The organism is Paenibacillus sp. JT31N7, from assembly GCF_059692095.1.
Genome location: NZ_JCAUAT010000002.1, coordinates 261163 through 275914, shown reverse-complemented (window position 1 = coordinate 275914; position 14752 = coordinate 261163). Strand labels below are relative to the sequence as shown.

The following is a 14752-nucleotide window of genomic DNA, read 5'->3' as shown; positions in this document are numbered from 1 at the left end:
ATAGTAATGGAATTACTGTGTTTTGGTAAAGTTTATTTTTTAGAAGAGAACAGTAGGCAGAAGGTGACATGAAAATTTGTTTCATAGGTATCTTTTTGGCCAGACTTATCGAATGGAAAATTGAAGGTAACAAAAAGTAGTTGGCATATTAATGGATTAACGGAAAGACAGGAGTAATTATCGGACGAGAGGTGTTCAATGATAAAGAAACCGTACAAAGGAATAGGCTCTTTAAGCATTCACTCTGTTCATGAAGAATATTCTGGAGTTATCAAACTATCCTTAAACGAGGTGGGCCATGTAGAGGTTAGCATTTCTCAGACCCATGAGCATGGAATGACTGCTGAGATAGATTTAACTTTCGAAGAGTATGAGAGAGTGTTAAAAGCAGTAGATAAAGCAAATGACATCCTTTTAAGCGATATTTTTCATCAAGAAAGGTATGGAGTCGATCTTATAAACGTAAGCGGGCCATCATTAAAAAGACAGGGATTTGTCTTAGTCAATGTTTTTGAACATTCGATTATTCTCGTAGTATCTCTAACGCGCGGCGGAGATGCGGATATTATGATCGGTAAAGAAGAAATTTCACTGTTATCATCTTTATTAAAAATGGTTAGCCATCACAATAAAAGATGAAGGCTGTGATAAAAATGGGAAGTGCCGAGATTTTGAACAAAACTAAAAGGAGGAAATGACCATGAAATCAGTTTTTTTGTTGCAACATAGTTATGAAATAAACCAAAATGAAAGCACAAAAATAATTGGTATTTATTCTACTAGAGATAAGGCTGAAGAGGTAGTAAACAAATATAAAGAATTGCCTGGCTTTAAAGAATATCCGGAAGATTTTTATATTGATGAATATCAAGTGGATAAAAATGAATGGGAGGAAGGTTTCTTGGGTTCTAGTGCATTTGAAGATTGATTATTGCTATAAGTATAAGTTATGCAAGGAGAGTTTATATTCCCACAAAGGACAATAATGGAGGTAGTTGTCAAACCAGGAAAGTTATGGATTATCGTTAATGGGATGTAAGCAATTAGTCTCTCTTGTTTTAATTCCCTGTTGGGACTAAAGCAATGATATTGACCATCGACAAGGTTCGAAGAGGGGGAACTTTAGTATGAATACGATATATGTTCATGTTAGACATTGGCTGTTCTGGTACGGGGTTTATGGATTATGCGCTAAAAGCTGTAATGATGAAGTTACCCTATATTCGGATAAAGAAAAAACAAAATTTCTGGGGCATTTTGACCTTTTGGCTGAGCCTTGCCTCATTTATTCATTAAACAACGAACTTGATAAAGTAGAGGATAAAGAATACTTTGATGAAATGGAAGAGTTCTTAAGCGGCAACAAAGATATAAGTTACAGTTATATATATCCGAGAGATAATAGGGATATTTCGCGTCAAGTCGATCACTATGCTCTATTGAACGATAAAGGGCATAAACCGATTTACATTTATATGTGGTCGAAGTTGTCAAAAGGTTGGGATGTAAATGAAATTGAAAAAAGCGTGAAAATACTTGCTAGCTATTTTTTGCATATGGATATTGACAGAGTAGAGATATTAGAAATTCCAACATATGAAGAGACAAAATTGTCCTACGAAGAAGATTACGCACCTTATATATAAACAAAAAAAGCAATCAAGCATCCTATACAAGAGTTTATTTTAGCTTGCTGCCTTTTCCCAAGGAGAGACATATTGACCGCGAATTTTTACAAAATCCAAGAAGTCATAAATGAATGGAAACCCATTGAGATCGAACCCTTACTAGATGGTGAATATAATTTAGAAATCAAATACATTATCGAATTTATAAATGAACAGAAGACCGATCTGACCCTTCTTGCATTAAGAGATAAAATAAACGAGGCTTTTAGCAATACATTTGAACGCTTTTATACACAAAGCGAACAAGCACTAGAAGTCGCCAGAAAGATCATGAGTGTATGTTTGCAGGCCAGCTAAGCGTATATCCTCTAGATCCGGCAGGTTCTACAGCCTCACACAGCAGCTCTCTTTTAAAAATATTCCCCCCATCCTCTAAAATTTTTTTCGCAAAATTTAACCGACGGTCAATTGACAACTCGCAAAACCGATAGTATGATGAAATTGTGAAAATAACATAATAATTACATATTTTCCATCGAAATTACAGCCGAGATTAACTAACAATTTGAACAGGGCTGTTTTTTTATGCCATTCGATGCGTGCATCCAGCTTAACTAACATAGAACTTTGAGACAATGTAAATTATTGAAAGGGGGTGTTTTGAAAGCGTTATCATTACAGGGTGAAGAGCCTTGCCAGTAAAAAAATGATGGGAGATGAATGATTAGTGAAAAAGAAATTAACCGTGATTGTATTGAGTGCGATGATGGCATTGTCCGCAATTCCTGTAGGTGCAGCCTCCGACAATTCCTCCTCCGGTTCGCCGACTGATTTGGCGGCTCCGCGTTTTATCGGGGAGAAGTGGATTGCGCCGCAGGGGGCGTCGCTGGAAGCGAAGGTGTGGGCTTACCTGAACGCCAAGAAGGGGATTTTGAATTTGACGGGCGATGCGGAGCAGAGCATCCGGATTACGGATCAAGAGACGGACGCCGAGACAGGAACCCAGCACGTGCGCTTGAAGCAGTACATCCAGGGAATCCCGGTGTTCGGCACGGATCAGACGCTGCATTTTGACAAGCAGGGCAATGTCTCGGCGTATCTGGGCAGTACGGTTGCCGACAACGGTCAGCAGTCGCTAACCGCTGTCACGCCGAAGATCAGTGCGGAGAAGGCGATCGCGATCGCGAACAAGGATATGGAGAAGCGGATCGGCAAGCTGGGCGACCAGCAGCGGGAGCAGAAGGCGGAGCTGAACTTCTATCCGGTCAAAGGGCAGAACGTGCTGGTATACATCACGGAAGTGAATGTGCTGGAACCTTCCCCGCAGCGCGAGACGTATTTTATTGATGCGGCAACGGGCAAAATTGTGAACCAATACGGCATGCTGGACCATGCGACGGGTACGGGGGTCGGCGTGCTTGGCGATACGAAATCGTTTACAACGACACAAAGCGGCACCCAATACGTGCTGCAGGATACGACGCGCGGCGGTGGTATCGTTACTTACTCGGCCGGCAATACCCAATCGCTTCCGGGAACGCTGCTCAGGGATTCGGACAACGTTTGGACGGATCCGGCGGCTGTCGATGCGCATGCTTACGCGGGAATTGTCTATGACTATTTTAAAAATAATTTTAACCGCAACAGCCTGGACGGCAGAGGCATGGCCATCAAGTCGACGGTGCACTACGGCAGCCGCTACAACAACGCCTTCTGGAACGGGACGCAAATCGCTTACGGCGACGGCGACGGCTCGACGTTCCGCGCTTTCTCCGGCGATCTCGATGTAATCGGACATGAGCTGACGCACGGTATTACCGAGCACACGGCGGGGCTGATATATCAGGGAGAATCAGGTGCGCTCAATGAATCGATTTCGGACATATTCGGCAACAGCATTCAGGGAACGAACTGGCTGATCGGGGATGACATCTATACGCCATACACGCCTGGCGATGCGATGCGCTCGATGGAAAATCCGACGCTGTTCAGACAGCCTGACCATTACAGCAACATTTACCGGGGCTCCGACGACAACGGCGGCGTGCATACGAACAGCGGCATTCCCAACAAAGCGTTTTACCTGCTGGCCCAGGGCGGTACGCATCGGGGCGTTAGCGTAACCGGCATCGGCCGCGGCGATGCTGAAAAGATTGTATATAAAGCGCTTACTTACTACTTGACGAGCACATCCAATTTTGCGGCCATGCGTCAAGCGGCTATCAGCTCGGCCACCGATCTATTCGGTGCCAACTCGGCTCAGGTTAACTCGGTAAAAGCTGCCTATGCCGCTGTCGGCATCGGCAGCCCTCCGCCGGCTCAAGATACCCAAGCGCCGTCGGCACCGGCGAATCTGGTCTCGACAGGCAAGACTTCGAGCAGCGTAACCTTGTCATGGAGCGCGTCGACGGATAATGTGGGCGTGACCGGCTATGACGTGTACAGAGGCTCCGTACTGGCGGCATCCGTCTCCGGCACAAGCGCGACCGTCAGCGGTCTGAACCCGGCTACGGCTTACACCTTCACGGTGAAAGCGAAGGACGCGGCCGGCAACGTATCTCCGGTGAGCAGCGCGGTGACGGTAACGACCAACCCGTCGACCGATCCGACGGATACGCAGCCGCCTACGGCTCCGGGCAACTTGGTGGCGGCCGGCAAAACGTCCAGCAGTGTATCCTTGTCGTGGAGCGCATCCACAGACAATACGGGCGTAGCCGGCTATGATGTATACAACGGCTCGACGCTTGCCGCTACAGTGACAGGCACGAGCGCGATCGTCAGCGGCTTGCAGGGCGGAACGTCCTACACCTTCACTGTCAAAGCGAGAGACGCCGCAGGCAACGTGTCGCCGGCGAGCAACGCGGTGACCGTCACGACGGATACCGGCACCGGCGCTGCTGCTTGGGCCGCGTATACCACTTACCAAGTCAACGATCTCGTCACCTATCAAGGGAAGACTTACAGAGCTCTCCAGGGTCACACGGCTATGCCAGGCTGGGAACCGGCTCTCGTTCCGGCTTTGTGGGCAGTCGTTAGTTAAGAAGAAAAAGTTAAGAGGCGGCCTGTTCCCGGTGTTAAACCGGGGACGGGGCGCTTTTTTTTTGCGTGGAACGCTTTATAAAATAGGATACGCATGTAGATCCGAGTTGGGTATATCAAAAACCTAAGTCCCTTTGTTTCATATACGTTCAAACATGTAATAAATGGTTTTTAGGGAATTTATTTCTAATTTTCCGAATAAAAAGTTTACTGTTTACAACATTCATGAAAAATTTATTAAATTCGACTCATTTCGACTTTTAGTGCTAATGAGAAAAAGAACTTTCATGGGTTATATTGAGTTTTATTGGTCATAAAAACAGAAAAGGAGTCATTACATGGCTTATGGAGGCAGTAGAAACAAATTAAGTTTTAAGCTTAATATGAATAATTTTAAAAGAATTCTGCAACTATCTTCAAGAGTTTGAATTTGTTCTTTGTTAATCACTATGTTTATTGTAGAACAGGTTATCGCTGAAAAGAATGAGACATCAACTTATTATGGGTATGTACTCAGCTAGAAGTGAGACTGCTGATGCTTTAGCTGCGGAAATCATCATAATTCTTTTGTTGATATATACGGACTGTAAATAGCAGTCCGCAAAAAAAGGGGTGCTTTTGATGCGAATAATAAAAGTTCTATGGATATTAGCCATTTTAATTAATCTATCTGCTATTGTGTGGTTTATCTTAGGATCGACAGCAAATTTCCAACGAGGAATAGATTTAGTATCAACGGTCATTCTTGTCTATTTTGGAATACCATCCATATTATTAATTATTGTATCATTAATTTTACTTTTCAAAGGATGGCTACCTACATCATTATGGGGTATAGTTGCTGTTTCTATAATAATTTTATTTATGCTAGTATTAAGTCCAACTTTGTTTAAGAATGTAAACACGAGTGGTTGGCTATCTGAGAGTATAGTAACGGATACAATACAAATAACAGAGGATGGTCAGTATGAATATCAATTTGAATTAATAAATTTATTTCAAAAAAATAGCCATGCTCGGCTCTACATTAAAAGCAGTTCTACTGGTGAAGAAATGCGTATTCCTTTAGATATGCCTGTAAATACGATTAAGGTCTTATCAGAGAGAAAAATGAATTATTGGATTGTGTTGGAAGAAACTGCTGAAAAATATAAATATATATTGTATACGACATCAAAATTTCCTTTGGAAGAGAAATATGAAGTTGAGATAAAGAAAGGAAAAGCAGTGAAGGTGAAAAAATAGATTCATCTACTACTCCTCCGGAATTGACATGTAATATAACGCCTAATGATAGTATTACAATATATCCTTCCTATAACGGAGCACCAAGCTATGCAGAATGGGATAATATGCTGGGAGGAAAGGGGTGGTAATTTTTTTTTATGATCTTTAAAAGTAAATTAACCAGGCGGATGGCAATTATTATCGTATCTCTTTTAGGAATAGTTGCGGTGGTATTAGTCATTGGTTTAAATGCTCTAAAAAAGCAGCATGAAGAAGAAATTAAGACGGTTATTTCTAAAAAGGGTGGCATTATACTAAAGATTGAGCGTGTAGAGCCAGAAACTAGTGCATTTAAAAATGATTTTAACAAGAGTAATGTTATTTACCGAATAATCTATAAAAATAACGTTGATTCCGAACTTCTAGCCTGGTATAGAGGGATAAACGTTCCAAATGATATTCACGGTGATAACCCAACTGCACGTGAGGGTCGTTTTGGATAAAAATGGATATTCCAATCTAAATTGAAATAATTTTGAACCACAAGGCGATTTAATCTCGTATTGTGGTTTTTTATCTTGATTTAGTATTAAGGAGTTGGAACGCTTTATAAATTAGGAACGCATGTGGATCCGACTGGGCATGAAAAATCAGGTGATGTTTATCTTCCCGATAGTGTAAGAAATCAAATTAAGCCTTATACTGAAAATTGGGCTTTAGCTCAGGATATAATTAATTCTTTGGATAAAAACAGTAAATATTATGCAGCTAACTTACTTTTGATGAGGACTTACCAGAAAGGAATCACCAAAAAGCATATACACACCAATAGTCCCACCACATCTTCCAAAAATTATTCCATAGATGGAAGGAGTATTTTAAATGAAATATTTTAGAAAAGAACTTTGGCAAAAAATGAATATGGGGGATATTACCTTGATGGAGAAAGCTGAGGAAGAGTGGAATCAAAATTCTAAACAATACTGGGACCAATATAAAATGCTAGAAAATAAACTGCCTAAAGAGATATTTGAGTTTTTTGAACAAAAAGATTTTCATGATTTTCGATTAAAGGAATATAAAATCATTCATCATGAATATGGAGAAGGAACTCCTGTTAATCTACATTTAATTTTAACAAACGATGATGAGACATGGTTACTAGAATACAGCTCAATTAAAAAAATGAAAATTGATTTTGAAACAGAGGAATTACAAGGTGATTATCAAAGAGGTTTTGATGATTTTGGTTACCAAGAATTTTTAGAGGTTGATGAAAACACTATTTCACACGAAATATTATTTGCTTCGGGAGCACAAGTTTTGATTCACTTTCAGAAAAATTCAATTCGAATTTCTCAAATATAAATTGTAATGTAGGCGTGCTTGGCGATACATGGAGCGCATCCGCAGATAACACGGGCGTAGCCGGCTATGATGTGTACAACGGCTTGGGATGACGCAATAAATAGGAGGAGCTTTAATGGCAAGAAAAAATAGAATTATTACTCTTGTTTTAGTAGTGTTAATGATAATTTTTGGAGCCGTTATAGTATTAAAGGATGGTAAAGAAAGATTCCCTTCTGGAAAAGATACAGTAGAATCGTTCGGAGATGGTACTTTTCAGATCTTGAGAGGCTATGTAGACAATAAACAAGTAGATTCCTTATTCAACTACAACATGGATATTCTCGAGCAAGTAGTGGAAAAAAATATTAAAAATTATAAGGTGAAGGATAGTATGCTGTATGTGTTAGGGGATGAGGGTTATACAAGGATTAATATTCAAACATATGAAGTTAAGAAGGCAAAGAGCTTAGTTGATTTTAATCGCGAAGATGCAAAGATTTTTGAGAACATTAAATAATAACTACCATGTTGAACTTGAGTAAGTGCAGATCGGAGCGATTTATTTGATAGTTCCTGTTTTAAAGAGAAATTTGTTCCGTGGTGAACCTGAGATAGCAGATGACTTTGTACTTGCTGCAAATGCAGATATAGGAACTGCTGATTCTGATGGAGTTGAGTACTTTTATTTCAGGGTAATGACACCTAAAAGACTCCTTACGATTTTAAAGAAAGATAAAATACTAGATGGGAGAGCATCCATTTATTATAAATGAGAATGATTCCATTTTAGTTGAAAAGGAAATTAACAAAATATTAGAAAAATGTATTCGTATAACTCGGGATGAGGTTGTAAAGCTGTCAATCGTCATCTAAATAGGGAATTTGACACTATTCAATACGAAACACTTGAAGAAGCTAAGGATAGACTAAATAAAAAAAAGTGATTTTTAAGACCATGAAGATATCTTTCATGGTCTTTCTTTTTTACCCTACTCACTTTAAAGGAAAAAGAACTTCATTTTGCAAAATTCATTGGATATATTAGTAATAAAGTAGATAATAGGAAAATAGATAAGCTTAGATTATTGAATATTAAAAAAGGGCGTGCTCCTATTTTTGATCTGAAGTTGCTCGTAAATGAGCCTTTAATAACAAAAGAATTAAATGAAGAAGAACTTGTATTTGATCTGGAAAAGGACTGTGCATGGGCTGTTATTAGCATGATCTGCGATATTTTCGAAATTTCCGGGACTGTCAGATTTAAAGTTTCGGGGTTTGGCCAGAACGAATGGCCGGTGGATTGCAGAACCGATTTAGCGACTGTTATGGAGCAAGTACCCGAAATTTTAAAGAAAATTAAATTAAACGAGTATGATTTTATTTTGGATTTCTACGAACAAGGAATGGAGAGACAGGTGACGTTTAGTCCGGATAACGATGTAATAAAGCTCACATGCTCAAGCCGCACGCACTGGATTCCCGATCCGGTTTCTATTTATATGGAGAAAGAACAAATTTCAAGGATGTATGAGGATTTGTATAATCGGTTTCTTGAAGTTGGCGAAATTTTGTGCAGTGATTTAATTCAGGACTCATTGTTAATAGAAGAATGGAAGGTGTGAGCTGGGATCTCATTGGGGATGGAAAAAAGGACAACCTAGCATCGGATGGAGAATTGCAGTTTGATAACATCTTCTACATTTTTGCTGCGTATATGATTTTGGGGATCGTAAAGTATGTTCGCTCGGAACCAATGCCATCAAAGACGGGGCGTTTCCTTGTTTTCTTTTTATTTACTTTAACTGTTTTTATCGTGGATGCCCTTCTTCTTTATTGTGAAAATAAGTTTGAATTTACGGAACCTTTGGTTATGAGCTTGATCTTTCTGGTGTTTGCTAATTGTTATTAGTATCTTGGCCGTAGCGGATAAGCAAACAGGAGGATATTGAAAGTCGATAGGGGGCAGCGCATGAAAATCATTGAAAAACTTTCAGTTGATGGTCTTGTCTATACAGACGAAAATGGTAAAAGCAATAGAATAGATTTTAAATCATGCCATGAAAACTGGATCCAGTACCGGAAGAGAAGCGAGAATTTGACGGAAGAGATGGCAGCGGAAATCCGAAAAACGGACACCCGCATCGGACAAAGAGATTTTACGGCCTGCCCGCCTTATATTGAGTTTTTTACAAAACCCTTTACTAGAATAGAGTTTACTATTTCCGCAGATGAAAAAGATCTGCAAACTGAGTTATCTCGATGGAAAAGCGAAATTGTCTTGGCCGGTTGGACTACGATTGATTTAAGCTAGATAGCACTGGGAAAAATGGGGGATCTCATATGGAACGGACACCCAAAGAGCGCCTGTATTGGCTGCTAAGACTGTACGAGGACAAAGAAATTCAAGCAGAAGTATTCTGCGATGAATTTCATTTAACATACAATCATGATCTTGACGAGGAATTAACTGATACGGAACGAGTTCTTTTTAAAGAAATTGCTGCAGTAACGGCGAGATTCTCTCCGTTTGAAGAAGATCACAAAAAATACCCGGGGGTGTACTTTACAACAAAGGATGTGGAGCGTGTGATGACTAAATGGAATAGGAAAGAGTGAGAATGAAAAAAGCACTAATCGACATTCTAATGGATCCTTATTCAAAGGAAGCTGAAAAAGACGACGCGGCGATAGATCTGGGCGAGCAGTTTGAAGATGAAGAAACAATCGCTATCCTGCTGAAGGTGTCTAATCAAGACGGTATAGGTGAAATGGTTGCTGCAAGCTGTGGCGAATCGTTAGCATACATCTGGTTAAGAAAATCGGAACTCAATTACGATCAGTTACTGTTTTTGAAAGGGGCCGCTTTACATGAAGCTCTCTCTTTGATAAAAGCGCACAGGTCTGATTGGTTCACGGAATATGAACGAAGATTATCCTTTTAAAAAGAAATGGAAAACAGTAATCTTTAGATGCTGGCAAGAGAAATAGAAAAACATTGTTCGCCGGAGGACGCTCATGTATTCGTTTACTTATGAATCAAAGGATCCCAATAATAACAGTGAAGAAATATTGGGATTGCTGCAATTTTATACAGAATTACAGTCGAATGTATCCTGGCTGATAGGCGATCTGGAGCTGGTTCCTCTTTATTTGGGCGATTATCATCCAAGCGGAAAAGCCGAACCGCAGCGGATTTCGCTTATGATGGACCAAAAATATCAAGAAGAAGGTTTTCTCCGGCTGTCTCTCACGGAATTAGAAGAAATGCTCAACGACTCTCTAGCGGTTCGTCGTGCTGTGTTTGTGTGCCTGCCCGAGCATGTGGGAGTGAGCCATTTTCGTGGAGATGCGGAAAGTACCTGTTTACAGCATGAATCGGCTTTGCATGAAATAACGATTTTGGATGATTTGGTTACAATAAGCAGTCGTTCTGAGCTTTTACCTCAAATAAAAGAGGAAAAAACATGAATCAAACTTTTCTTAATGTTTTATTATTGTTTCTTTTCATTGGTGCAGTCATTCTACTCCTATTTTATTGGATTTAAAAAAATCCTGCTCACAGCTGTGATTGCAAGGTTTTGGAGAAGAAGTCTGAAAAGTTTGCGGGTATGAATGGAAAGATGGTCCACATAACTGACATTGTAATCTTATTATGAGGATAAAATTATCGAGTTGCGAGTATTAGATCATCAATCTTTTAACGCATTGCAAGAACAAGACAAAGGCAGAATTAAATATCGAGGGAGCTTTGTGATTAGTTTCAAAAAAATATTACAACATGATAAGGTGATGCGAATCATCGCCCCTTTTCTGGTTTAAATAAAATCCAAGCCACTCCCCCAAAACGAAGGAGCCTCCTAACAGGCAACCTTCTTTTCCCATTCCCGTCACTTCCCCCGCGAAAAACAAAGAAATGATACAATAGACGCAGAAGTCTTTACCTTTATCCCACGCACCAAGAAACGCACAAACTGTCTGAAATCGGGTGAACACGATGAATCTCAAAGGGATGACGGTCCGGGAGCTGCTCCAGCTTCCCATATTGAAAGACGCGTCGCTGATCAGCGGAAAAGAAGGGCTGGAACGCGTCGTGCGTTATATCGACATCATGGAGGTCCCGGATATAAAGGGCTGGCTGAGGGAAGGCGAGCTCATTCTGACTACCGGCTATTCCATGCGCAACGATCCGGGCCTGGTGCTGGAGCTGATGGAAGAGCTGAGAAGAGCGGATGCCGCGGCGCTTGCGATCAAACCGGAGCGGTTCATGGGCGGGATTCCCGCCGAAATGGTGGAACTGAGCAACCGGTACCGGATTCCGGTGATCCAGATCCCGCCGGGAATTCCGTATATCGATATCACGCATACGGTGATGGAGCAGATTTTGAATACACAAGCGGCTCTGCTGCGCAGGTCCGAGGAAGTGAACAAGACGCTGACCGGTCTTGTGCTGCACAACAAAGGCATCCAGGTGGTGGCGGACAGCGTGGCGGAGCTGGTCCAGTCGCCCATCTGGGTGATTCACAAGCACGGCCGCGTCATCGTGTCGTCGCCGGCTGATGCGGGGGATCCGCCGGCCGGCCGGACGAAGAGCTGGGACGTGTCGGTGGACAAGCAGTTCGCCGGGCGCCTCATCATCGGGAAGGAGCGGCTCGACGAGCTGGAGCTGGTCTGCATCGAGCATGCGCGGCTGGTGTTCTCGCTGGAGCTGATGCGCCGAAAGATCGCCTACGACACGGAGCAGCGGCTGCAGGGCAATTTCTTCGAGGAGCTGCTCATGGGCTTGCCCTTGTCGAGGCAGGATGCCGAGAACAAGGGGAGGCAGCTGGGCCTCCAGCCGGACTGGTGCTGGGAGATCTGCATCGTCGAGGGCGAGCCGCATCTGTTCGAGGAGCACGCTTCCCTGCCGGTCGCTCTGGGCGAGCTGGTGGAAAGCGAATCGGCCGCCCGCAAAGTGAAGTCCCATCTGCTGCGGCAGGGGGACCGGCTCGTCCTTCTGCTGGCTTCTCCCGCGGCATCGGAGCCAAGCACAAAGCAGCCGGTCAGCCGCAAAACGGCCGAGTGGGCCGATATTCTCGCTCCGCTGCTGGACACCGGCAGCCCTATCCGGACCGGTTTCGGCGGCAAAGGCCCGCTCTGGGAGGTGTACCGGAGCTACGTAATGGCCAAAAAAGCGATAACCATCGGCTGCCGGCTGGACAAAGACCGCCGTTCGTTCAGCTACGACGAGATCGAAATGTTCGATCTGCTGCTGGAATCGTCGGCTTATGTAGGCTTCGATGCATTCACGGAGAAAAAGATCGGCAGGCTCTCCAAGTATGACCGGGACAACGGGACCGATCTTGTGCCCACCTTCCATGCTTACTTGGCGGCCGGCGGCAGTCTGATCGAAGCGGCGAACAAGCTGTACATTCACCGGAACTCCGTGAAATACCGGCTGGACCGCATCAAAGACATAGCTGACATAGACATGGAAGATACGTCGAAACGGCTGATGTATTATTTGTGCACATCGTTTTATTTATTGAAAAATTTGGAATGAAATTCGGCCTTTTGTGCTCCGAGCACAAAGGGCCTTCGTTATTTTTAGCAGTCGGGAACATGGTCCGTCTCTTTGGAAACGAATACAATATTACCAATCCAATATAACCAAGCCACATGAAGTTTACAAAAGCAAACGAAAACGAGGAAGGATGGGAAGCCATGATCGGAGTAATCCGCGTATTAACGACGGAAGATACGAAGGTCCTTGAACAGCACGGAATGTTACTGAAGCAGACGTATGGACTGCCGGTTGTGAGCAAATGCATTCCCGATCAGCCCCTTGGCATCTATGACGAGGAGACGGAAGGCATCGCCGTTCCGAAAATTGTCGAGCTGGGCAAGCAAATGGAGCGGGAAGGCTGCAAGGTGCTCGTCATCTCCTGCGCGGCGGACCCGGCGATCGAGCCTCTTCGCGAAAGCGTCTCGGTGCCGGTCATCGGAGCGGGAAGCGCCGCGGCGTATGCGGCTTTGTCCATGGGACGGCCCGTCGGCGTGCTGGGCATCACGGAGGAAGCGCCCGCGGTCATCCGCGATTTGCTGGGCGGCAAGCTCGTCCGCTACATGCGGCCCGAAGGCGTCACGAACACGACGGATCTCATGACGCCGGCCGGACGCGAGAAGGCGATAGAAGCCGCCCGCTCCTTGCTGGATGCGGGGACGAAGGTCATCGTGTTCGCCTGCACCGGCTTCTCGACCATCGGCCTGGCCGGTGTCCTCCGGAGCGAACTGAACGTTCCGGTCGTGGACGCGGTCGAAGCGGAAGGCTTGTTCGCCTCCCATTTCTACGAACAGCCCGTTGATGTCCGCGAGCCGAATTAAGCCAAGCTCGTGACTTGGACATTGGCCAGATCGTATCTGCTTCTGATCTTCTGCGTCTTCGTCTGGGCGCTGAACTACATGGTCCGCCAGGTGCTGCTCCGGGAGTTTCCTCCCTTGTTTCTCTCGGCGCTGAGTCTGACGATCGTGTCCGGCACCTTTCTGCTGTGGGCGTGGGGAACGCGTTCTTTTGTGAGAATAACGGGAAAAGACGTGCTCTGGCTCTGCTGCTCGGCCGGAATCGGCCTTATTGCGAACCAGATTCTGCTGTTCCGGGGGCTCCAGCTCACAACGGCCACCAACGCTTCGCTTATTTTTACGCTATCGCCGCTGTTTACCGCCGGCCTGGCCGCTCTTTTCCTGAAAGAACGGGTGACCTGGCGCATGGTGGCGGGCAGCGTGATCGCCATCTCGGGATTGGCTTTCGCCTTGAATGTCCGCGGTTTGCAGTTTAATGCGGGGGACTGGATTATGGCGGGCGCGACGTTTACTTTTTCGTGCAACCTGATTTTTGTCCGCATTCTGACGAGACGGCTGTCTCCCTTTATCGTGACGGTTTACAGCTTCGCGCTCAGCGCCGTGCTCTTCGATCCGTTCGTTCTGGCGGCCGGGGAGGCCACATGGATTCATCCGGCCGGGATGTGGGCGCTCGTTATCGTGACGGTGATTGTGGCGCAGGGGCTTACGGGCGTCCTGTGGAACAAAGGGATGCAGACGCTCGGCGCGGCGAAAGCGGCTATCGTGCTGAATTTGCAGCCGCTGATGACGATTCTGCTGGAATTTCTCCTTTTCGGCCGCGCCGTTACGGCTCCGCAGATGTTCGGGGCTGCGCTTGTTTTTACCGGGGTTCTTCTCGGGACGGTTCAACTGCGTATATTTTCCTTGAAAAAGAAGAGGCCGTTACCGGAGGTTTTGCCGGATTCGGCCGGAAAGTAATTCCTTTCGGAAAGCGCCAGCGGGCCGGTTTTGTCATACCCCCGGGCTATATTCTAGTAAAGCTTTAAAGCGGTATGAGCGAGATGGGATGTATACGATGGATGCCGTGCACGTGACGAATGGGACATGCGCCTAGTACGTATAGGATGTGCATGTTGCATGAGCATGGCTGGGACGTCTGTGACGGCTATAGATCACCAGGTTTACAAGGCGAC

20 protein-coding genes are annotated in these 14752 nt (G+C 44.5%); all 20 read left to right on the top strand.

The genetic code is table 11. From position 1 onward, the window contains the following. Nucleotides 1-198 precede the first annotated feature (198 nt). The 20 genes from AC58P5_RS11530 (at nt 199) to AC58P5_RS11435 (ending at nt 14537) form a co-directional block, all read left to right on the top strand. Nucleotides 199-639 (top strand): hypothetical protein, encoded by a 441-nt coding sequence (locus tag AC58P5_RS11530; RefSeq protein WP_497386522.1) that lies wholly within the window; start codon nt 199-201, stop codon nt 637-639. A gap of 61 nt (nt 640-700) precedes the next feature. Next, nucleotides 701-928 carry a DUF7336 domain-containing protein gene (locus tag AC58P5_RS11525; protein ID WP_497386520.1) on the top strand — a complete coding sequence of 76 codons (228 nt, stop codon included), beginning with the start codon at nt 701-703 and terminating at the stop codon, nt 926-928. 199 nt (nt 929-1127) lie between these two features. Continuing rightward, nucleotides 1128-1646 (top strand): hypothetical protein, encoded by a 519-nt coding sequence (locus AC58P5_RS11520; protein WP_497386518.1) that lies wholly within the window; start codon nt 1128-1130, stop codon nt 1644-1646. 72 nt (nt 1647-1718) lie between these two features. After that, complete coding sequence (locus AC58P5_RS11515) at nt 1719-1985, top strand: hypothetical protein (protein WP_497386516.1); 267 nt, start codon at nt 1719-1721, stop codon at nt 1983-1985. Nucleotides 1986-2355: 370 nt separating this feature from the next. Continuing rightward, nucleotides 2356-4668, top strand: coding sequence for a M4 family metallopeptidase (locus AC58P5_RS11510; RefSeq protein WP_497386514.1), 2313 nt, complete (start codon nt 2356-2358; stop codon nt 4666-4668). 620 nt (nt 4669-5288) lie between these two features. Continuing rightward, entirely contained in the window at nt 5289-5912 is a 624-nt protein-coding gene (locus AC58P5_RS11505) for a hypothetical protein (RefSeq protein ID WP_497386512.1), read from the top strand. Between the two features lie 170 nt (nt 5913-6082). Beyond that, nucleotides 6083-6397: a hypothetical protein gene (locus AC58P5_RS11500; protein WP_497386510.1), complete on the top strand. Its 315-nt coding sequence runs from the start codon at nt 6083-6085 to the stop codon at nt 6395-6397. Nucleotides 6398-6520: 123 nt separating this feature from the next. Continuing rightward, nucleotides 6521-6790: a hypothetical protein gene (locus AC58P5_RS11495; protein ID WP_497386508.1), complete on the top strand. Its 270-nt coding sequence runs from the start codon at nt 6521-6523 to the stop codon at nt 6788-6790. Further along, on the top strand, nt 6777-7262 hold the full coding sequence (locus AC58P5_RS11490; RefSeq protein ID WP_497386506.1) for a hypothetical protein: 486 nt from the start codon (nt 6777-6779) through the stop codon (nt 7260-7262). Before AC58P5_RS11495 ends, AC58P5_RS11490 begins: the two co-directional genes overlap by 14 nt. Nucleotides 7263-7377: 115 nt before the next feature. Then, on the top strand, nt 7378-7761 hold the full coding sequence (locus AC58P5_RS11485) for a hypothetical protein (RefSeq protein ID WP_497386504.1): 384 nt from the start codon (nt 7378-7380) through the stop codon (nt 7759-7761). Between the two features lie 46 nt (nt 7762-7807). Then, nucleotides 7808-8017, top strand: a complete 210-nt coding sequence (locus AC58P5_RS11480; RefSeq protein ID WP_497386502.1) for an Imm8 family immunity protein — start codon at nt 7808-7810, stop codon at nt 8015-8017. Nucleotides 8018-8329: 312 nt separating this feature from the next. After that, the gene (locus tag AC58P5_RS11475) at nt 8330-8866 is read left to right on the top strand and encodes a hypothetical protein (RefSeq protein WP_497386500.1); all 537 of its coding nucleotides are present in this window, start codon (nt 8330-8332) and stop codon (nt 8864-8866) included. Continuing rightward, nucleotides 8863-9153 (top strand): hypothetical protein, encoded by a 291-nt coding sequence (locus AC58P5_RS11470; RefSeq protein ID WP_497386498.1) that lies wholly within the window; start codon nt 8863-8865, stop codon nt 9151-9153. The genes AC58P5_RS11475 and AC58P5_RS11470 overlap by 4 nt, the downstream gene beginning before the upstream one ends. 60 nt (nt 9154-9213) lie before the next feature. After that, nucleotides 9214-9555: a hypothetical protein gene (locus AC58P5_RS11465; RefSeq protein ID WP_497386496.1), complete on the top strand. Its 342-nt coding sequence runs from the start codon at nt 9214-9216 to the stop codon at nt 9553-9555. A 29-nt stretch (nt 9556-9584) separates the two neighbouring features. Continuing rightward, nucleotides 9585-9860, top strand: a complete 276-nt coding sequence (locus AC58P5_RS11460; protein ID WP_497386494.1) for a magnesium and cobalt transport protein CorA — start codon at nt 9585-9587, stop codon at nt 9858-9860. A gap of 2 nt (nt 9861-9862) precedes the next feature. Continuing rightward, complete coding sequence (locus AC58P5_RS11455) at nt 9863-10186, top strand: hypothetical protein (RefSeq protein ID WP_497386492.1); 324 nt, start codon at nt 9863-9865, stop codon at nt 10184-10186. Between the two features lie 73 nt (nt 10187-10259). Beyond that, nucleotides 10260-10712 carry a hypothetical protein gene (locus tag AC58P5_RS11450; RefSeq protein ID WP_497386490.1) on the top strand — a complete coding sequence of 151 codons (453 nt, stop codon included), beginning with the start codon at nt 10260-10262 and terminating at the stop codon, nt 10710-10712. Nucleotides 10713-11238: 526 nt separating this feature from the next. Then, nucleotides 11239-12783 carry a PucR family transcriptional regulator gene (locus tag AC58P5_RS11445; protein WP_497386488.1) on the top strand — a complete coding sequence of 515 codons (1545 nt, stop codon included), beginning with the start codon at nt 11239-11241 and terminating at the stop codon, nt 12781-12783. Nucleotides 12784-12944: 161 nt separating this feature from the next. Further along, a complete protein-coding gene (locus tag AC58P5_RS11440; protein WP_497386486.1) occupies nt 12945-13604 on the top strand; it encodes an aspartate/glutamate racemase family protein in 660 nt (219 codons plus the stop codon). 21 nt (nt 13605-13625) lie between these two features. Beyond that, nucleotides 13626-14537, top strand: a complete 912-nt coding sequence (locus AC58P5_RS11435; RefSeq protein WP_497386484.1) for a DMT family transporter — start codon at nt 13626-13628, stop codon at nt 14535-14537. Nucleotides 14538-14752 lie beyond the last annotated feature (215 nt).